Origin of the sequence: Pseudomonas sp. TSRC2-2, from assembly GCF_049897785.1 — a bacterium.
In the GTDB taxonomy this organism is placed as follows: Bacteria; Pseudomonadota; Gammaproteobacteria; order Pseudomonadales; family Pseudomonadaceae; genus Aquipseudomonas.
In genome coordinates, this window is record NZ_JAFCWZ010000005.1 from 221375 (window position 1) to 241408 (window position 20034).

At 60.5% G+C, this 20034-nt stretch carries 16 protein-coding genes; 5 read left to right on the top strand and 11 right to left on the bottom strand.

From position 1 onward, the window contains the following. Window positions 1-13: 13 nt before the first annotated feature. The 11 genes from ACP7D9_RS12115 to edd form a co-directional block, all read right to left on the bottom strand. Entirely contained in the window at window positions 14-868 is an 855-nt protein-coding gene (locus ACP7D9_RS12115; protein WP_101155817.1) for a D-hexose-6-phosphate mutarotase, read from the bottom strand. Between the two features lie 107 nt (window positions 869-975). Beyond that, a complete protein-coding gene (locus ACP7D9_RS12120; protein WP_101155815.1) occupies window positions 976-2325 on the bottom strand; it encodes a carbohydrate porin in 1350 nt (449 codons plus the stop codon). A gap of 193 nt (window positions 2326-2518) precedes the next feature. Further along, window positions 2519-3679: an ABC transporter ATP-binding protein gene (locus ACP7D9_RS12125; RefSeq protein ID WP_426157637.1), complete on the bottom strand. Its 1161-nt coding sequence runs from the start codon at window positions 3677-3679 to the stop codon at window positions 2519-2521. Between the two features lie 2 nt (window positions 3680-3681). Further along, entirely contained in the window at window positions 3682-4527 is an 846-nt protein-coding gene (locus ACP7D9_RS12130) for a carbohydrate ABC transporter permease (protein ID WP_090285550.1), read from the bottom strand. Then, the gene (locus ACP7D9_RS12135) at window positions 4520-5428 is read right to left on the bottom strand and encodes a carbohydrate ABC transporter permease (protein ID WP_042607263.1); all 909 of its coding nucleotides are present in this window, start codon (window positions 5426-5428) and stop codon (window positions 4520-4522) included. Before ACP7D9_RS12135 ends, ACP7D9_RS12130 begins: the two co-directional genes overlap by 8 nt. A 91-nt stretch (window positions 5429-5519) precedes the next feature. Further along, window positions 5520-6821 (bottom strand): ABC transporter substrate-binding protein, encoded by a 1302-nt coding sequence (locus tag ACP7D9_RS12140; protein WP_090285552.1) that lies wholly within the window; start codon window positions 6819-6821, stop codon window positions 5520-5522. Window positions 6822-6939: 118 nt separating this feature from the next. After that, on the bottom strand, window positions 6940-8199 hold the full coding sequence (locus tag ACP7D9_RS12145; RefSeq protein ID WP_426157640.1) for an AGE family epimerase/isomerase: 1260 nt from the start codon (window positions 8197-8199) through the stop codon (window positions 6940-6942). A gap of 225 nt (window positions 8200-8424) precedes the next feature. After that, window positions 8425-9894 carry an ATP-binding protein gene (locus tag ACP7D9_RS12150; RefSeq protein WP_101155805.1) on the bottom strand — a complete coding sequence of 490 codons (1470 nt, stop codon included), beginning with the start codon at window positions 9892-9894 and terminating at the stop codon, window positions 8425-8427. Then, a complete protein-coding gene (locus ACP7D9_RS12155; RefSeq protein ID WP_016773529.1) occupies window positions 9884-10615 on the bottom strand; it encodes a response regulator in 732 nt (243 codons plus the stop codon). Before ACP7D9_RS12155 ends, ACP7D9_RS12150 begins: the two co-directional genes overlap by 11 nt. Window positions 10616-10794: 179 nt before the next feature. After that, window positions 10795-11754 (bottom strand): glucokinase, encoded by a 960-nt coding sequence (locus ACP7D9_RS12160; RefSeq protein ID WP_426157643.1) that lies wholly within the window; start codon window positions 11752-11754, stop codon window positions 10795-10797. Further along, window positions 11751-13577: a phosphogluconate dehydratase gene (edd, locus tag ACP7D9_RS12165; RefSeq protein WP_426157645.1), complete on the bottom strand. Its 1827-nt coding sequence runs from the start codon at window positions 13575-13577 to the stop codon at window positions 11751-11753. Before edd ends, ACP7D9_RS12160 begins: the two co-directional genes overlap by 4 nt. A 220-nt stretch (window positions 13578-13797) precedes the next feature. Between edd and gap the strand changes: the two genes are divergently transcribed. The 5 genes from gap (at window position 13798) to ACP7D9_RS12190 (ending at window position 20024) form a co-directional block, all read left to right on the top strand. Then, window positions 13798-14799: a type I glyceraldehyde-3-phosphate dehydrogenase gene (gene gap, locus ACP7D9_RS12170; RefSeq protein ID WP_016773526.1), complete on the top strand. Its 1002-nt coding sequence runs from the start codon at window positions 13798-13800 to the stop codon at window positions 14797-14799. 221 nt (window positions 14800-15020) lie between these two features. Next, window positions 15021-15548 (top strand): RNA polymerase sigma factor, encoded by a 528-nt coding sequence (locus ACP7D9_RS12175; RefSeq protein ID WP_101155799.1) that lies wholly within the window; start codon window positions 15021-15023, stop codon window positions 15546-15548. Window positions 15549-15646: 98 nt separating this feature from the next. Then, on the top strand, window positions 15647-16612 hold the full coding sequence (locus ACP7D9_RS12180; RefSeq protein WP_426157647.1) for a FecR family protein: 966 nt from the start codon (window positions 15647-15649) through the stop codon (window positions 16610-16612). 122 nt (window positions 16613-16734) lie between these two features. Further along, on the top strand, window positions 16735-19320 hold the full coding sequence (locus ACP7D9_RS12185; RefSeq protein ID WP_426157649.1) for a TonB-dependent receptor: 2586 nt from the start codon (window positions 16735-16737) through the stop codon (window positions 19318-19320). A gap of 107 nt (window positions 19321-19427) precedes the next feature. Beyond that, complete coding sequence (locus tag ACP7D9_RS12190) at window positions 19428-20024, top strand: biliverdin-producing heme oxygenase (RefSeq protein WP_426157651.1); 597 nt, start codon at window positions 19428-19430, stop codon at window positions 20022-20024. Window positions 20025-20034: the final 10 nt, after the last annotated feature.

The window sequence follows — 20034 nt, forward strand, 5'->3', positions numbered from 1 at the left end:
ACTCACCACCCAACTAGGCCGCCGCCCACGCCTGCAAACTCAAATGCGCCTTCTCCCCCGGCGCCAAGTGCAAGCTGTCGGTGCCACCCGCCGCTGCTTCTACGCAGACGAACTCGGAAATCTCGTCCCAGCTCACCCCGAGCAACGGCCGCGCGCCGGGATGCCACACGACGGTGTCGCCACTGTCGCCGGTATCGATGCACAACTCGCGCTGCCAGGCGTGATCCTTGAGCTGCAATTCGCCGTCATGCTGGAACACCCGCTGACAACCGCCCTCCACGCGCAATTCACCTTCCTGCTGGCAAGCCTGGCGATTCAACTGATCATAACCCTGCGCGCCTTCGAGCCCAGACAGCGCTATCTCACCGACGTCGCCAATACGCCAATAAGCATGCAAAGCCTGGCTCAACTGGCATGGCATGTCGTCCTGATGCTCGGTGCTCAGGCGTAATTCCATGCGCTCGCCCAAGTGCGCGTGCAGATCTACCTGCCAGTCGCACAGCTGCAATCGCCAATGCAGACGCACGCCATCCTCGGCGCTGCTGCTGTCGAGCAGTTTCCAGTCAAGCAACCGTGCCCAACCGTGCGACGGCCAGGCGTTTTCGCTCGGGTGACGGCCGTACCACGGCCAGCACACCGGCACACCACCACGGATCGCTCCGACATGCGGCCACTTTGCCGCGCACCACAACCACGGCTTCTGCCCACGGGGCTGGAAATGCAGCAACTGCGCGCCCTGCCGACTGAACACCGCCTGACACAGCGGATGATCGATCACCAACACGTCGCGCATCTGATAGCGCTCCCAGGCGAACACCGGTCGCTCACGCAGGGATTTGAAGAAGCGTTGCAGCGGATGCTCAGGCATTGGCCACGGTCCAAAAATTACGGGCTGCGCCAGCCCTGCAAAAAAAAGCGGACAGCCTGGGCTGCCCGCAAATATGCGCACATAGAGAGGAGCTTATCGCAGACGCGTCAGAACGTAGACTGAATTTTCAGACCAGCGACCAAAGCGTTATCGACTTCATCCACACCGCCCGGATGGGTGATGTATTGCAGGTTGGGACGTACGGTCAGCCAGTTGGTGACGTGGAAGCCGTAGTTGAGTTCGTAGTTGTATTCGGTCTCACGAATCGGCGAAAACGCAGCGTTGTCGTAGTCGGATACACCGTTGGAGGCGTTCAGCAATTCGGCATTGCGCTTGACGTCCTTGTTGACGTGGATACGCGCTGCGCCAATACCGATGTCATCTTTCGGACGTGCATCGAACGGACCTTTGTAGACAAACATCACCGACTGGTAGTTGTCGATGAAGTTGGTGTCCTTGTCGTGGAAGGTCGCGTTGGCCGCAATATTCAGGCCGCGAGTCGCATCACCGTTGTGGCTGGTGAGTTGCTGTTGGGCGACGAACCAGTAACCGTGTTTGCTGTTATGCGACTTGTAGTCGTCACCGGTGGTTGCGGCATCGAAACCATTGACGTCTTCGCGAACGTCGTCGGCATCGGCCGTGCTCTTGTAGTAACCGACGCGGTACTCGCCGGGCAGGCTGTTGACCTTCGGCGACCAGACCAATTCAACCGGCAAAACGGTACCTTTGGTGCCGCTGCCGCTGAGTTTGAAGCCGTTGCCGTGTTCCAGCTGCGACGGGTTCTGGTTGTACGCACCGATCTGCGCGTAGAGCTCGTCATTGATGTTGTACTTCACACGGATCGCGGCCTGGCTGACGGGCCAGTTGTACCAGATGTTGGTTGCCCAGTTACCGACTTGCGAACCGCAGAACGCCAGGTTCTGGAAGTCGCACGGGAAGGTGTTGAAGTCTTCGCCTTCGCCGAAATAACCGGCCTTGACGTCGAGCTTGTTGTCGAAGAACTGGTGCTGAATCCACAGTTGGGTCAGACGCACCATGTGGCCACGGCCGTAGACTTCCTGCGAGGAGCTGAGGGTGCCGGCACGCGGATCGCCAACGCGGTCGTTGGAGATGTTGTAGCCGTTACGATTGGTCAGCTGGATCTTCGCCTGGGTGTTGTCCCAGCCCCACAGTTTCTGCAGATCGAGGGCCACGCCGAGGCCGAACTGGTCAGCGTAACGCGCAGTCTTGTCGTCGTTGTAGCCACCGTTCAAGTTGGCGCCCATCTCGCCAACGTAGTCGGCCTTGATGTCGATACCCTGCTCGATCAGCCTGGTGCGCTCGCCGCCCCAGTCGCCGGTCATCCATTTGGAGTCGGAGCTGAAGGCATCCGCCGCCATCGCATTACCAGCCAGCACCAGTGCAGCCGCCGCTGAAACCTGGCAGATCAACCGGGCATTGACGTGTTTCTTTTTCATCCCTACATCCTCGTCTTTATTGTTATTAACTGTTTTTATCTAACGCGGTTTACATAAAGTGCGACGAATGACAGGCCATTCACCGCGTTTGCCCTTGTGGGAGCGGGCTTGCTCGCGAAGGCGTCGTGTCAGTCAATACATGTGTTGCCTGACACTCCGCATTCGCGAGCAAGCCCGCTCCCACATTTGTTCTTCAGCGGCCTTTGAACTGCGCCACATTCGCCGACCGAATTTCAGCCTGCGCCTGGCCCGCAACGCCCAGACGCTCGCCGGTATTGGCATCGAACAACAACACTTTCGACGGATCGAACTGCAGCGTCAGGCTCTCGCCGACCTGCGGTGCCACGTCTGGCGCCAGTCGGCAGCAGACCTTGGTGTCATTCAGATTGACGAACACCAACGTGTCCGGACCGGTCGGTTCGGTGACCTGCACTTCAGCACGAATGCTCGGCAGGCCATTGCCCTCGCCGTTCGCCAGACAGATCTGCTCCGGGCGCAGGCCGAGGATCACTTCGCGGTCTTCAAGACCGGCGTCCTGCATGCTCATCGGCAACTCGCAACGCGCCTGGCCGCTGTCGAGCAGCGCCAGCAAACGACCGTCCTTGCGCTGCAAGCGCAGCGGAATGAAGTTCATCGGCGGCGAGCCGATGAAGCTGGCGACGAACAGGTTGGCCGGATCGTTGTAGATATCCTTAGGGGTGCCGAACTGCTGAATGATTCCGTCTTTCATCACCGCGACTTTATCGCCCAGGGTCATCGCTTCGATCTGGTCGTGGGTCACGTAAACGGTGGTGGTCTTCAAGCGCTGATGCATCAGCTTCATTTCGGTACGCATCTCGACGCGCAGCTTGGCGTCAAGGTTGGACAGCGGTTCGTCGAACAGGTAGATCTTCGGCCGCCGCGCCAGCGCACGGCCCATCGCCACGCGCTGTTGCTGCCCGCCGGAGAGCTGGCCCGGCTTGCGATTGAGCAAGTGTTCGATCTGCAGCAGCTTGGCCACGCGCGCGACTTCTTCGTCGATCGCTGCCTGCGGCATCTTGCGGATCTTCAGACCGAACTCGATGTTCTCGCGCACGCTCATGGTCGGGTACAGCGCGTAAGACTGGAACACCATGGCGATGTCACGATCCTTGGGGCTCATGCCGCTGACGTCCTGATCGCCGATCATGATCGCGCCGCCGGTAATGGTTTCCAGGCCGGCGATACAGTTCATCAAAGTCGATTTGCCGCAACCCGACGGGCCGACGAGGATCAGGAATTCGCCGTCCTTGATCGACAGTTCGATGTTCTTCAGGGTGTCCGGCAGGCCGGCCCCGTAGGTCTTGTTTACGTTGCGAAGTTCAAGCGTAGCCATGATTACCCCTTGACCGCGCCGGCCGTCAGCCCGCGCACGAAATACTTGCCTGCGACCACATAGACCAGCAGGGTCGGCAAGCCGGCGATCATCGCCGCTGCCATGTCCACGTTGTATTCCTTGGCGCCGGTACTGGTGTTGACCAGGTTGTTCAGCGCCACGGTGATCGGTTGCGAATCACCGCTGGAGAACACCACACCGAAGAGGAAGTCGTTCCAGATCTGGGTGAACTGCCAGATCAGGCAGACCATGATGATCGGCGTCGACATTGGCAGGATGATGCGGCGGAAGATCGTGAAGAAACCGGCACCGTCCAGACGCGCAGCCTTGACCAGCGCATCGGGAATGCTCACGTAGTAGTTGCGGAAGAACAGCGTGGTGAACGCCAGGCCGTAAACCACGTGCACGAACACCAGGCCGGTGGTGGTGCTCGCCAGGCCCATCTTGCCGAGGGTGAACGAGGCCGGCAGCAGCACGGTCTGGAACGGCAGGAAGCAGCCGAACAGCAGCAGACCGAAGAACAACTGCGAACCACGAAAGCGCCACATCGACAGCACATAACCGTTCAACGCACCGATGGCGGTGGAGATGATCACGGCCGGAACGGTGATCTTGATCGAGTTCCAGAAGTAGCCGTCAACCGTGGCCCAGGCCTTGACCCAGCCGATGCCGCTGACCACGGTCGGCCAGCTCAGCAGGTTGCCGGTGCTGATGTCCTCGGGGGTCTTGAAGCTGGTGAGCAACATGACCACCAGCGGTACCAGATACAGAATCACCGCGAAAATCAGCACCGCGTAGATCGCGATGCGGCTGAAGCTGATCGCAGGTTTGGCAGCGAGACTAGTCATTGCGCTTGGTCCTCAGCTCGGAATACAGGTAAGGCACGATGATCGCGAGGATCGCACCGAGCATCAGAATCGCACTGGCCGAGCCCATGCCCATCTGGCCGCGACTGAAGGTGAACGAATACATGAACATCGCTGGCAGGTCGGAGGAATAACCCGGGCCACCGGCGGTCATCGCAGCAACCAGGTCGAAGCTCTTGATCGCAATGTGCGCCAGAATCATTACCGCACTGAAGAACACCGGACGCAGGCTTGGCAGCACCACTTTCCAGTAGATGCGCGGCATGCTCGCGCCGTCGATCTGCGCGGCACGAATGATCGACTGATCAACGCCACGCAGGCCGGCGAGGAACATCGCCATGATGAAGCCCGAGGCTTGCCACACAGCGGCGATCACCAGGCAGTAGACCACGCGATCGGGGTCGATCAGCCAGTCGAGACGGAAGCCTTCCCAGCCCCAGTCACGCAACAATTTGTCCAGGCCCATGCCCGGGTTGAGCAGCCATTTCCATGCGGTACCGGTAACGATCATCGAGAGCGCCATCGGGTACAGGTAAATGGTGCGGATAAAGCCTTCGCGACGGATGCGCTGGTCGAGAAACACTGCCAGCAACACACCGATTACCAACGTGATGCCGATGAACATGCCGCCGAACACGGCGAGGTTCTTGCTCGCCACCCACCAGCGATCGTTGTCGAACAACCGCGCGTATTGCGCCAGACCGGCCCATTTGTAGTTGGGCAGGAAGGTCGAGGTGGTGAACGACAGAATGAACGTCCAAAGGATGTAGCCATAGAAGCCCACCAGCACGATGAACATGCTCGGCGCCAGCACCAGTTTCGGTAGCCAGCGCTGCAATGCATCGAACGGCGAGGCCTTGCTGAACACAGCAACAGAACTCATGGGGAAATCCAGTACGAAGATAGAAAATTCACACGCACTCCCCTTGTGGGAGTGAGCTTGCTCGCTCCCACAAGGGCCGCGGTGTTGATGCTTATTTAGCTGACTGCACCGCCGCGCCGAGTTTCTTCGCTGCATCGGCCGGGTCGGCTTTCGGGTCGTTGATGTAGTTGGTCACCACATCAAAGAACGCGCCCTGCACCGCCAGCGTGGTCGCCATGTTGTGCGCCATGCTTGGTTGCAGGCCGCCGGACTTGGCGTCCGCGAGGAAGTCCTTGGCAGCGGTCTGTGCGCAGGAATCGAAGCCGAGCTTGTCCATGTTGTTCAACATGTCGTTGCGCACCGGGATCGAGCCTTTGTTGATGCTGAAGACCTTCTGGAAGTTCTCACCCAGCACGACTTTGGCGATGTCTTGCTGGCCGGCCGCAGTGCCCGCGTCCTTTTGCTTGAACACGGCCAGCGAGTCGATGTTGTAGGTGAACGCCTTGTCGGTGCCCGGGAACGCTACGCACTCGTAGTCCTTGCCGGCGACTTTCTTGGCGGCGGTCCATTCGGACTTGGCCCAGTCACCCATGATCTGCATGCCGGCCTTGCCGTTGATGACCTTGGCCGCTTCGAGGTTCCAGTCCTGGCCTTTGCCGTCAGCGTCCATGTAGGTCGCGACTTTCTTGAGCTCAGTGAGTGCCTTGACCATTTCCGGGCCGGTCAGCGCTTTGTTGTCGAGGTCGACCAAGGCTTTCTTGTAGCCGTCGACACCCATGACCGAAAGCACCACGGCTTCGAACACGGTGCTGTCCTGCCAAGGCTGACCGCCGTGAGCCAGCGGAATGAAGCCCGCAGCTTTCAGCTTGTCGCCGGCTGCGTAGAACTCTTCGAGGGTGGTTGGATTCTTGGTGATCCCGGCTTTCTTGAAGACTTCCGGGTTGATCCACAGCCAGTTCACACGGTGAATGTTCACCGGAACCGCCACGTAATCACCGTCGTACTTCACGGTGTCTGAGACTTTCTTGTCGAGCAGGCTGTCCCATTTTTCCGACTTGGCGACGTCTTTCAACACGTCGGTGTCGAGCAGGCCGGTCGACGCCCATTCCTGGATATCCGGGCCTTTGATTTGCGCAACGCCCGGCGGGTTACCGGCAACGGCACGGCTTTTCAGCACGGTCATGGCAGTCGCACCGCCACCACCGGCGACAGCGCCATCCTTCCAGGTGAAACCGTCTTTTTCGACTTGGGCCTTGAGCACATCGACGGCGGCTTTTTCGCCACCGGAGGTCCACCAGTGCACGACTTCGACCGAACCTTTGGATTCGGCAGCGGAAACACTGAGCGGCAGGATTGCGAGCGGGAACAGGGAGGCGACAGAAATGACAGTAGCGAGGCGAGAAATCGCATTCATTCGAGATGTACCTTTCTTGTTGTTATGCATTGCAAGTCTGGTGCTTGCGCTGCACGGAGTTTAAACAGAGCGTTTCCGTTCGCAGGTAACGAAGGGACGCGTAAATGTCACGACATGGTTACACAGGACTGCCGCAGGATAATTGCGCCAAAGCCGTGGCCATGCTCGGTGCCAGTGGCAATCGTGGAATCAGTACCGCTTGCCAGGCGTGATACAGGTCAGGCTTGCCCGGCCAGATATCGGCACTTGGCTGGTTTTGCGGATCGAGTTCGTGATGCCAGCTGCCGTTGCAGCGGTCGATGAAATTCGTCTCACAGAATTCCCAGAACAGTCGGTACCAGGTTTCGTACTGCGCATCGCCGGTGCGTTTGAGCAAAGCGCTGGCGGCGGCGCTGGCTTCGGCATGCGTCCAGTGCAGGCGATGGCGGACGACGGCCTGGTTATCCCAGTCGAGGGTGTAGACGATGCCTGGCGCGCCATCGACGTTCCAGCCGTGGCGGCAATTGTTGTCGAACAGTTTCTGCGCATCAATGGCCAACCAGCCCGGTGTGAGCATGCCGGCCTGCACCCGTGCTGCTTCAAGATGCAGCAGCAATCGGGCCCATTCGAAACCATGGCCCGGCGTGGTGCCGTACGGACGGAAACCGTCGGCAGGATTATCCTGGTTGTACTCGCGCAGCGGCTGCCAGTCACGATCGAAGTGTTCGATGACCCTGTAATCATTGGCCGCAGCGTGGCCGTGAATCACTCGCTCGACGATGCGCTGGGCGCGCACCAGCCAGCGTGGGTCTTCGGTGACATCTGCCAGCGCAAGGAAAGCTTCAGTGGCGTGCATGTTGCTGTTGGCGCCGCGGTAGGCTTCTTCTTCGCTCCAGTCCTGGTTGAAGAATTCGCGCATGGCGCCCTCTTCTTCGCTCCAGAAATACGTGTCGATAATGTCGATCGCGTCATCGAGCAAGGCTTGGGCATCGGGCCGTTGTGCGACCACGGCGGAACTGGCGGCGAGTGCGACAAAGGCATGCAGATAGGCGTTCTTGCCAGTGTTGCCATCGCGATGCCCGGCAACTGCGAACCAGCCGCCGTGCAGCGCATCACGCAGCGGCCCGCGCAGGGCGGCGATGCCGTGATCGACCAGTTCGGCAAACCCTGGCAGGCCCTGGATATGGGCCATGGCGAAGCTGTGGGTCATTCGCGCGGTGTTCATGGTTTCGGCTTGCGCGTGCGCCGGCAGATGGCCGCGTTCGTCGAGATTGCCGAAGCCTTCGGGCAGTTTCGCAGCCTTGGCAAAGTCCAGCAGACGCAGGCCTTCGGCGGCGAGCCATTGCTGGTGGGCAGGGGCATTCAGCCAACTGCTGAAGTCTGGGTGAAAGGTGTCCATGCAATGACCCTTTTTTGTTGTTAGGACTGCGGGCAGTCTAAACAACAGGCCGGGGTGGGCTTGTAACGAAGGGGACGGGGTTTGTCACTGACCCGTGACATTTGTATTGATGCATCTGACGCCTTCGCGAGCAAGCCCGCTCCCACACTCGATTGCATTCCATCAGGCGGAGTGCGGGCGAATGTGGGAGCGGGCTTGCTCGCGAAGAACGATACCGCGATCTAACTAATCAGCGCTGCGCGGCAACTGCAGGGTCACCCGCAACCCACCCTCACGCAGGTTCTGCAACGTCACTTCGCCGCCATGGCTATGGGCAATATTGCGCGCAATGCCAAGGCCCAACCCATAGCCCTGCTGCTGCCCCGCCAGGCGGAAGTGCGGTTCGAACACTTGCTCCAACCGTTGCTGCGGCACGCCCGGCCCCTCATCGTCGACATGCAAAACAAACGCGCTGTCATCGTCATCGATGTGCAGATGCGCGTTCTGTCCGTATTTCAAGGCATTGTCGATCAAGTTTCCGATGCAGCGCTTGAGCGCCAGCGGTTTGCCCGGATAGGCCGACAGCGCGCGGCCATGCTGAGTGACGCGGCCATTGCCATTCGGCGCCAGGTACGGCTCGACCAGACAATCGAGCACATGGTTGAGATCCACCGGCTCGATGTTCTCGTGGATGTCGGTGTCTTTCACGCATTGCAGCGCGCCTTTGACCAGCAGCTCCAGCTCATCCAGATCACGGCCGAACTTGGCTTGCAGCGTTTCGTCTTCGAGCAGTTCGACGCGCAAGCGCAAGCGCGTGATCGGCGTGCGCAGGTCATGGGAAATCGCGCTGAACAACTGGCTGCGCTCGGTCAGGTAACGGCTGATGCGTTCGCGCATGGTGTTGAACGCACGGCCCACTTCGACCACTTCACTACCGCCACCCTCGGCGACGGGTTCAACGTCGGCGCCCAGCGACAGATCCCGCGCTGCTCGCGCCAGACGCTTGAGCGGCCGGCTCTGCCAGTGCACCAGCAAACCGATGAACAACAACAGAAAGCCGCTGGTCAGGACGATAAACCACACCTGCTGCGCTGGCAGGCCTTGCTCTTCCAGACTGGTGTAGGGCTCCGGCAGCAGCGAGGCGATGTACAGCCATTCCCCCGGGGCCATTTGAATCTGCGTCACCAGTACCGGCGGATTGACCGGCTCGAGCGTCAGCGCGTAATGCGCCCACGAGCGCGGCAATTCATCAAGTTTCAGCCCGGCGTTGAAAATCCGCAGGTCTTCGGGGCTGACGAAGGTCACCGAAATATCCGTGTCATGGCCGAGGGTCTGGCGCAGCACTTCATCCACCGCTTGCATCACCGCTGCTTTACGCGGCGTCACCGGCAGCACGTCCATGCCCAGCGGTTTGTCATTCAGTGTCACGACAAATCGGGTGCCGCCCATGCTGCGCAATTGATCGAGTACCAGCGGCCGGTAGGCCACCGGCAGGGAGCGAAAATAGCTGACGCTGGCGGTCATCGAATGCGCCAGGCTGCGGGCGCTGGTGACCAGACCTTCCAGCTGCGTCGCGCGCAGTTGCGAGACCCAGATCACGCTCGACAGCGTCTGCGCGAACAGCACCGCCAACAGGGTCAGCAGTAACATCCGCCCGAGCAGGGAACGCGGGACCGGAATGCGCCTGACGAACTTGCGCAGCGACTCAGTGAGCATTGCCGGCAACCACATTGGCTGCCAACTGATAACCGCTGCCACGCACGGTACGGATCAGCCGTGGCGGTTTTTCGGTGTCGCGCAGGCGCTGGCGCAAACGGCTGACGGCCATGTCGACGATGCGATCAAGCGGCATCAGATCGCGGCCACGGGTGGCGTTGCCGATGGTGTCCCGGTCGAGGATTTGCTGCGGGTGGTCGAGAAACAATTTCAGCAGGGCGAAATCGGCACCGGAGAGGATCACTTCCTCGCCGTCGGTGTGGAACAGCCGATGACTGACCGTGTCCAGGCGCCAGTCGTCGAAGACCAGCACTTCGCTGCCGCTGCGTTCGTGTGCGAACTGTGCGCGGCGCAGCAGGGCCTTGATCCGCGCTTGCAGTTCACGCGGGCTGAACGGTTTGCCAAGGTAATCGTCAGCACCGAGCTCCAGACCGATCACCCGGTCGGCCTCGTCGGAGCTGGCGGTCAGCATGATGATCGGCACCTGCGCCTGACGCGGATGTTGGCGCACCCAGCGGCACAGGCTGAAGCCGTCTTCGTCGGGCAGCATGACGTCGAGAATCACCAGATCGCTCGGCGCCTCGTTGAGCGCCTGACGAAAACCGGCGCCATCGGCGGTGGCCCGCACCTGAAACCCGGCGCGGGTCAGGTAGGTTTCCAGCAACTCGCGTATTTCCTGGTCGTCATCGACCAACAATATCGACTTGTTGACTGAGCTCACTTCGAAGGCATCCTTGTTGTTGGAGTTGGGGCGGATTATGCCTTAAGCGCTGATTTTACAAACACCACAAAACCACTGTGGGAGCGGGCTTGCTCGCGAACGCGGTGTGTCAGGCACCTTGAATGTCTCTGACGCACCGCTTTCGCGAGCAAGCCCGCTCCCACAATTCAGACCGTATTTCAGGCCCGGATTGCCTGATCCAGAGCCACACCCGCGCCCATTAGGCCGGAGTACGGCGCCGTCACCAGCCACACCGGGATGCCTTTGAAGTAATCGCTCATGCAGCCCTTGTCGGCGAAACAGCGGGCAAAGCCGCTTTCGAGGAAAAAATCGGCGAAGCGTGGAATCACCCCGCCGACAATAAACACCCCGCCGCGCGCGCCGGTGGTGAGCACGTTGTTGCCGGCAACGCGACCGAGCCAGCAGCAGAACTGCTCGAGCACTTCGAGGGCAATCGGATCGCCCGCCAGACCGGCCGCGGTAATCGCTTCCGGCGTGTCGAGGGTCGGCTCATGGCCATCCACCGCACAGATCGCCCGGTACAGCCGAGGCAGGCCGCCGCCGCTCAACGCAGTTTCCGCGCTGACATGGCCGATCTCGTTGTAGATGTGTTGCCACAGCTGCGTTTCGCGCGGGCTGCTCAGCGGCAGGTCGACGTGGCCGCCCTCGCCCGGCAATGCCGCGAAGCGACCTTCGCCGAGGTCGAGCAGGGTGCCAACCCCCAGGCCGGTGCCCGGGCCGATCACCACCGCCGGGCGCAACGCCTCCGGCGTGCCTTCGCAGACAACGCGGAATTCGCCGGGCTGCAAGCGGGTCATGCCCAGCGCCATCGCCGAGAAGTCGTTGGTCAGCAACAACTGCTCGACCTGCAAGGTCTTGCAGAACGCGCTGCGACTGAGCCGCCAGTGATTGTTGGTGAATTTGAATTCATCGCCGCTCACCGGACCTGCCACCGACAGGCACACCGAGCCGATCGAGCCCGGCGCCAGACCGAGCCCGCTCAGGTACAGAGCGATTGCCTCTTCCGGGCTGGCAAAGTCGGCTGTGGCCAGCACCTGAACCGATTGCAGTTGCTGGTTTTGCCACAACGCGAACCGCGCGTTGGTGCCTCCGATGTCACCGACCAAAGCCAGTTTCAATTAAGCGTCTCCAGGGCAGAAGTGAAGGCGCTGGCGCCCTGCTCCGCCGAGCTGAAGGCCATGCGCATGAAGCCAAACAGCTCGCGGCCGCTGCCAATGTTGTTGCCCAACAGGCCCTTGGCGGGTTCGCGCGCTGCAAATTCGGCGGCGTCGACCTTCAGTTCCAAGGTGCCTTTGACGCCATCGACGCGGATGATATCGCCCTCTTGCACGCGCGCCAAAGCGCCACCGACATAAGCTTCCGGGCTGACGTGAATCGCTGCGGGGATTTTCCCCGACGCGCCGGACATGCGCCCGTCAGTCACCAGCGCCACTTTGAAGCCGCGATCCTGCAACACGCCAAGGAACGGCGTCATCTTGTGCAGCTCGGGCATGCCGTTGGAGCGCGGGCCCTGGAAGCGCATCACCGCGACGAAATCCTTTTCCAGCAGACCGGCCTTGAACGCATCGGCCAGATCCTGCTGATCCTGGAACACCATCGCCGGTGCTTCGACGATCTGGTTTTCCAGTGCCACCGCCGAAACTTTCATCACGCCGCGACCGAGGTTGCCTTCCATCACCCGCAAGCCGCCCTCTTGCGAAAACGCACGGGACACCGGACGCAGAATGTTTTCGTCGAGGCTGTCGGTCGGGCCTTCGCGCCAGACCAGCTCACCGTTATCAAGGAACGGTTCTTTGGTGTATTTGCTCAAACCGTGGCCGAGCACGGTGTTGACGTCTTCATGCAGCAGGCCGGCGCCGAGCAGTTCGCGGATCAGGAACGACATGCCGCCCGCGGCCTGGAAGTGGTTGATGTCAGCTTTGCCGTTCGGGTAGACGTGGCTCAGGGTCGGGACGACTTCGGAGAGGTCGGCCATGTCCTGCCAGGTCAGTTGGATGCCTGCGGCCATGGCGATCGCGGGCATATGCAGGGTGTGGTTGGTCGAGCCGCCGGTGGCGTGCAGGGCAACGATGGAGTTGACCAGCGCCTTCTCGTCGACGATTTCGCCGATCGGCATGAAGTTGCCATTCTGCTTGGTCAGGCGCGTGACCTGATGCGCGGCTTCGCGGGTCAGGGCGTCGCGCAGCGGCGTGTTCGGGTTGACGAAAGAGGCGCCCGGCAAGTGCAGGCCCATGACTTCCATCAGCAACTGGTTGGTGTTGGCGGTGCCGTAGAAGGTGCAGGTGCCCGGGCTGTGGTAGGACTTCATCTCCGATTCCAGCAGCTCTTCGCGGGTTGCCTTGCCTTCGGCGTATTTCTGGCGGACGTCGGCTTTTTCCTTGTTGGAAATCCCCGAAACCATCGGCCCGCCCGGGACGAAAATGGTCGGCAGATGACCGAAGCGCAACGAGCCCATCATCAGCCCCGGCACGATCTTGTCGCAGATGCCGAGCATCAGCGCACCGTCGAACATATTGTGCGACAGCGCCACCGCAGTCGACATGGCAATCACTTCGCGGCTCGGCAGGCTCAGTTCCATGCCCGGCTCGCCCTGGGTCACGCCGTCGCACATCGCCGGGGTGCCACCAGCGAACTGGCCGACCGAGCCGATCTCGCGCAGGGCGTTCTTGATCTGTTGGGGGAACACTTCGTACGGCTGGTGCGCCGAAAGCATGTCGTTATACGAAGACACAATGGCGATGTTCGCCGAGTTCATCATCCGCAGGCTGTGCTTGTCTTCAGTGCCGCAACCGGCCACGCCGTGGGCGAAGTTGGCGCACTGCAGCTTGCCGCGCATCGGCCCGTCGGTGGCGGCGCCGCGAATCAATGCAAGGTAAGCCTGACGCGTGGCGCGGCTGCGGGCGATAAGCCGTTCGGTGACCTCAAGAACGCGGGGATGCATGTGTAGAACTCCAGGCTAACGGATGTGGCGACCTGATTGTCTATGCTGATCAAACGCCGTTGTGGTTGGAATGACAGACGGTTTTTTTGACCATTCGGACCAGTTGATTCAGGTCACTCGTTGTAGATAAAACAAAATATTGCCATTAAAAAGGCTTGTTTTCTATTTTTATGCGAATAATCTTGTAATTCCAACAACAAAACGACGGCGGCGCTGTTCCATGACTCTTCGAATCGCAATCAATGGTTTTGGCCGCATCGGCCGTAATGTCCTGCGCGCACTGTATACCCAAGGCTATCGTCAAGACCTGCAGATCGTCGCGATCAACGATCTGGGTGACAGTTCGATCAATGCCCACCTGCTCAAATACGACACCGTCCATGGCACTTTCGACGCCGAAGTAGCGCACGATAATGAAAGCCTGACGGTCAATGGCGACCGCATCGCGGTCAGCGCCATTCGCAACCCGGCCGACCTGCCTTGGGCGGCGGAAAAGATTGATGTGGTGTTCGAATGTACCGGTCTGTTCACCGACCGTGCCAAGGCTGCCGCGCATATCAGCGCCGGCGCGCGCAAAGTGATTATCTCGGCCCCGGCCAAAGGCGCCGACGCCACCGTGGTCTACGGCGTCAACCACGACATCCTGCGCCAGTCGCACCAGATCATTTCCAACGCGTCGTGCACCACCAACTGCCTCGCGCCAGTGGCGCAAGTGCTGCATCGCGAGCTGGGGATCGAAAGCGGTCTGATGACCACCATCCACGCCTACACCAACGACCAGAATCTCACCGACGTCTATCACAGCGACCCGTACCGCGCCCGTTCCGCCACGCAGAACATGATCCCGAGCAAGACCGGCGCGGCCGAGGCGGTAGGCCTGGTACTGCCGGAACTGGCCGGTAAACTGACCGGCATGGCTGTGCGCGTCCCGGTGATCAACGTGTCGCTGGTCGACCTCACCGTGCAACTGAAGAAAGAAGCCAGCGCCGACGAAGTCAACGCGTTGCTGAAAGCGGCGAGCCAGCATTCGAAAATTTTGGGTTACAACACGTTGCCGCTGGTTTCCAGCGACTTCAACCACAACCCGCTGTCGTCGATCTTCGACGCCAACCACACCAAAGTCAGCGGCAAGTTGCTCAAAGTGCTGGCCTGGTATGACAACGAATGGGGCTTCTCCAACCGCATGCTGGATAACTGCCTGGCGTTGTGTAACGCGGAATAAGCGGGCGCTCCTTAATTTGAGGCACATCCCTGTAGGAGCTGCCGCAGGCTGCGATCTTTGCTTTTGACTTTCTAAAAACAAGAGCAAAAGATCGCAGCCTGCGGCAGCTCCTACAGGGCGCCGGTTCGATCCTGAGCTTACCGTTCTCTGACAAATCAGCACTTGACCATTCAGCTGGATGATAAGCATTATCATTCGCTCGAAATGGATCAGGTCCTCCCGTGAGTCAACTGCGCTTCAACCACGTCTTCCTCGCCCAGCGCACTTCCCTGCTGCGCACGCTGGAACGGATGGTCAACAATCACAGCACCGCTGAAGACCTGTTGCAGGAGACCTACCTGCGCGTGACCCGGGCGTTGAGCGAGCGGACCATTGATCACCTTGAACCCTTTGTTTTCCAGACCGCGCGCAATCTGGCGCTGGACCATTTGCGTGCGCGCAGGATTCACGCGCGGACCATGGTCGATGACGTGCCGCAAGAGGTGGTGCAAAGCATCGCCGCGCCGGCCAGCAGCGCCGAAGACGCCGCCCACGCGGAACAACTGCTGGAGCGCCTGAACGTGAGCCTCAGTCAACTCAGCCCGCGCCAACAGCAGATCTTCATCCTCAGCCGCCTGCACGGGCACAGCTATCAGGAAATCGCTGATGAACTGCATGTTTCACTGAGCACTGTGCAGAAAGAATTGAAACTGATCATGTCGATCTGCATCGGCGTTGCCGAACGACATAACAGCAGCGGCAAGCTTTGAGCTGCAAGCAAGTAAAAACAAAAAGCAGCAAAGCATCCGGCTTGCAGCTGGCAGCCTGAAGCTGGAAACTGCTTCGCCAGAAGCCCTGAGGAAACACCGTGACGGACACCCATCGCTCGCCTTCGCCTGATCCGGCGCGGGACGCTGCAGCTGCAATGGACCAGGCGCTGGACTGGCTCATCGTGCTCGGCAGCCCGGACGAGGAACAGACTCGGCAATTTCATGCCTGGCTGGCGGCTGATCCGTTGAATGCCGAAGCGTTCGCCAAGGCTCAGGCCATCTGGGACGGCCCGCAGGTTGCGCTGTGCGCCGAAGCCCTGGCGGCAAAACCGGCGAGAGTCAGCTTTCTCCAACGCCTGCGCCCGCACTGGAAACCGCTGGCCACGGCGGCGGTGCTGGTGCTCGGCCTGTTCAGCTTCAGCAACCTGCCGATGCGCCTGCAGGCCGATCATCTGACCGTGGTCGGCGAACGCCAGCGCCTGCAACTGGAAGACGGCTCGAAGGTTCTGCTCAACACCAATTCGGCTTTTTCCAGCACCATCAACGATCAGCAACGCGTGGCCCGGTTGTTTCAGGGCGAAGCGTTTTTCGAAATAGCCGGCGGGCGCAATCAACCTTTGGAGATCGACGCCGGCCCGGTAACCGCCAGCGTTCATGACACCGCATTCGCCGTGCGTTATCTGGACGGCGTCGCGCAGGTCAACGTGCAGCGCGGCGATGTCGATCTGCGCGCTACCCACGACGATGCCCGCGTGCGCCTGCGCGCCGGGGAAAGTATCCGCATCGGCCCCAACGGCTTTGATCGCCCGGCCAAGCTCGACGTCAACGCCAATCTGGCCTGGGTTGAGGGCCGCCTGGTCTTCGAGAACTGTCCGCTGAATCAGGTGCTGGCCGAGCTGCGCCGCTACTACCCGGGCTGGATCATCAACAACAACGAGCAACTGGCCGACGTTGCCGTCACTGGCAATTACCGTCTCGACCAGCCGCTCGATGTGATCCGTTCCCTCGCCCATATCACCTCGGCGCGCCTGCAGGAATTCCCCGCGCTGGTGATACTGAACTAAATGAGAATTATTTTTACTCGATAGCCAACCGCAGTTCGTCTCGTTATAGCCAATGCAATTGATTCGCATCTAATCATGCCGATCAGCACCTATAAAGATTCGTGCGACACGGAGCGCTATCGATGTCCTCACGCCTTACCCGCCAGACCGCTTCCCCTTCCCGCGTCCTCTCGCTGCTGACGGCGGCCATCCTCATGGCCGGCACCGCACCGCTGCTGGCGGCTACCGAGCAACCGGCGCGCCACATGGGCGATTACGCGTTCGCCATCAATCAGCAACCGCTGGTTTCCGCGCTGAATGCCTTCACCGCTGTGACCGGTTGGCAGGTCGGCTTGCCGGCAGAATTGGGCCGGAACGTTTCGTCGCCGGGCGTGCGTGGTTCGCTGCCGCCGGAAAAAGCCCTCGAGCGCCTGTTGGTGGGGACCAACCTGAGCTTTCGCAAGCTGAGCAACAACAATGTCGTGCTGGAAAAACGCAACGGCAGCGGCACGTTGAATCTGGATCAGGTGACCATCAGCGCCACCCGCCAGGAGCAGTCGGTCAACAGCGTGCCTTCGACGGTCAGCGTGCATGATCGCCAAGAACTCGACCGCAACAACGTCAACACCATCAAGGATCTGGTGCGCTATGAACCGGGTGTTTCCGTTGGCGGCGCCGGTCAGCGCGGCGGCATCAGCGGCTACAACATTCGCGGTATCGACGGCGACCGCATCCTGACCCAGGTTGATGGCGTGGAAATCCCCCACGGTTTCTTCAGCGGCCCGTACGCCAAGAGCCAGCGCAATTACGTCGACCCGGAAATCGTCAAACGCGTGGAAATCCTCCGTGGCCCGGCTTCGGTGCTGTACGGCAGCAACGCCATCGGCGGCGCAGTCAGCTATTACACGCTGGACGCCGACGACATCATCAAGCCGGGCAAGGACGTCGGCGCACGTCTGAAAAGTGGTTACAGCTCTGCCGATGACAGCTGGCTGAAATCCGCCACCGTCGCCGGGCGCAGCGGTGAGTTCGACGGTTTGCTGCATTACAGCCAGCGCGACGGTCACGAAACCGAATCCTTCGGCGGCAACAACGGTACCGGTCTGGAACGTACCGCCGCCAACCCGGAAGATGTGCGCGCGACCAACGTCCTGGCCAAGCTCGGCTGGAACTACAACGACGATTCGCGCCTTGGCCTGACCTACGAAAAGTACAAGGAGGATCGCGACACCGATCAGAAAAGCGCGTACGGCGGACCGTACGCCGACGGCGGCCCGACTATTCCGACCAGCATGCTGCCAGGCGGCATGTATCAGTGGCGCACCGGTAACGACACCGTCACCCGCGAACGCTTCGGCATCGAACACGCCTTCGCTCTCGACAGTCTGCTCGTCGACAACGTGAAGTGGAGCCTCAACCACCAGATCGCCAAAACCGACCAGAGCACCGAAGAGTATTACTACCCGGTGATCCGTCAGGTATTGCGTACTCGCGACACACTCTACGAAGAAAAACAGTGGGTGTTCGACGCGCAACTCGACAAGGCTTTCGCCATCGGTGACACCGATCACCTGCTGACCTACGGCACCACCATCAAGCAGCAGAAAGTCACCGGTTCACGCAGCGGCGATGGTAAATGCCTGGCGGTCGGTGCTGGCTGCAGGGCGATTGGCGCGACCAGTGCGGCCGATGTATTGGCCAAGGCCAGCGATTTCCCCGATCCGACCATCAACACTTACAGCCTGTTCGCTCAGGACCAGATCAGTTGGAACGACTGGACCTTCCTGCCGGGCCTGCGCTACGACTACACCCAGCTCAAGCCGCACATCACCCAGCAATTCCTCAACACCGTGAACGCCGACGGCAAAGGTACGGTCAGCGACAAGAACAAGACCTGGCACAAAGTCTCGCCGAAATTCGGCCTGACCTATGCCCTGACGGAGAATTACACCTGGTACGGCCAGTACGCCGAGGGTTTCCGTACGCCCACGGCCAAAGCGCTTTACGGGCGTTTCGAAAACAGCGTCACCGGCTACACCGTTGCGCCAAATTCCGGCCTTGAGCCGGAGAAAAGCAAAGGCTTCGAAACCGGCCTGCGTGGCAACTTCGAGCAGGGTTCCTTCGACGTCGCAGTGTTCTATAACAAGTACCGCGACTTCATCAATGAGGACGCGGTCAAGCCGGGCGACGATCAGTTGAAGTTCCAGAGCAACAACATCAAGCGCGCCACCATCAAGGGCGCGGAAGTCAAAGGACGCTTGAACCTGGATGCGTTCGGCGCGCCGCAAGGCCTGTACACCCAGGGTTCGATCGCCTACGCCTACGGGCGCAACAATGACACCGGCGAGCCGATCAACAGCGTCAACCCGCTGACCGGCGTGTTCGGCCTCGGTTACGACCAGGACAACTACGGCGGCCTGCTGAGCTGGACAGTGGTGAAGAAAAAGGACCGCGTCGACGACAGCAACTTCAAGTCCCCGGACGGCGTCAGCAGCCAGTTCAAGAGCCCGGGCTTCGGCGTTCTCGACCTGGCCGGCTATTACAAAGTCAGCGACGACGTCACCGTCAGCGGCGGCATCTACAACCTGAGCGACAAGAAATACTGGCTGTGGGATGACGTGCGCGGTTACGACAGCGTCGGCGAAGCTTCGGTGACGCAACCGGCCAACCTTGATCGACTGACCCAACCGGGACGCAACTTCGCGATCAACCTGATCTGGGACATCTGATCCGTACGACCTCACTGCGCTTATCGCCGCGCAGTGAGGTTTTTTTACTGTCTGGCACTCGCCCGAACGTCTTGTTATCAAGCGCCTCATTTATCAAGGACACCCCCATGACTGCCTCGGAAAAAGCCCTGCGTTCGCAACGCCTGAACCAGATCACTCATGAGCCGCACAGCAAACTCGATGCGCTGGTCAAAGCCCGCGCGCCCTTCGAAACCCGCGCCAGTTTTGCCCGTTTTGTCGTTGCGCAGTACCTGTTCCAGGCGGAACTGGTCGAGCTGTACAACGATGCAGAACTGACCGCGATCATTCCTGACCTGCCGGATCGTTGCCGCGCCGAAGCGGCCAAGGCTGACCTTGCCGACCTGGAAACCGAAGTCCCCGCTCCAATGGCCGGCGCGCTGAAAAAACCGAGCACGGCGCGAGCGCTGGGCTGGATCTTTGTGTCGGAGGGTTCGAAGCTCGGTGCGGCGTTCCTGATCAAGCGCGCGGTGGCGCTGGAGCTGAGCGAAACCTTTGGCGCTCGGCATTTGGCTGAACCACAAGGTGGCCGCGCCGAAGGCTGGAAAAGCTTTGTGCGCACCCTCGATGCGTTGCCGTTCAGCGCTGAGGAAGAGGCAGAAGTGGAGCAAGGCGCACTGGACGCGTTCAACCGCTTCACCGTGCTGCTGGAACGGGCTTATGCCGTCGAAGCCGAACCTGCCTGAGAGCTACGCA